At 69.0% G+C, this 268-nt stretch carries 1 pseudogene; it reads left to right on the forward strand.

From position 1 onward, the window contains the following. Positions 1-2: 2 nt before the first annotated feature. Positions 3-268, forward strand: a pseudogene (locus tag SB753_RS37630) (cytochrome c4); the annotation flags it as partial.

Raw genomic sequence — 268 nt, forward strand, 5'->3', positions numbered from 1 at the left:
CGATTGCGATCGTGGCGGCTCTGATCGGCTTTATCTGGCTGCCATCGAAGCATCCCGACTTCACGCAGCGCGGCTTATGGGCGACGATCGGCAGCGCAGCGGGCGCGCCGTCGACGTGGTTCACGCAAAGCGACAACGTCGCCGGCCCCGCGCCGAGCAACGTGCTCGTGCTGCCGCCTCTGCCGCCGTGGGGCCGCACGCGTCCCAGCGCCGAGTCGATCGGACGTGGCGCGACGCTCGCGCAGAACTGCTCGATGTGTCATGGCGT

The sequence above is a fragment of the Paraburkholderia sp. SIMBA_053 genome (genome assembly GCF_046534895.1).
In the GTDB taxonomy this organism is placed as follows: domain Bacteria; phylum Pseudomonadota; class Gammaproteobacteria; order Burkholderiales; family Burkholderiaceae; genus Paraburkholderia; species Paraburkholderia caledonica.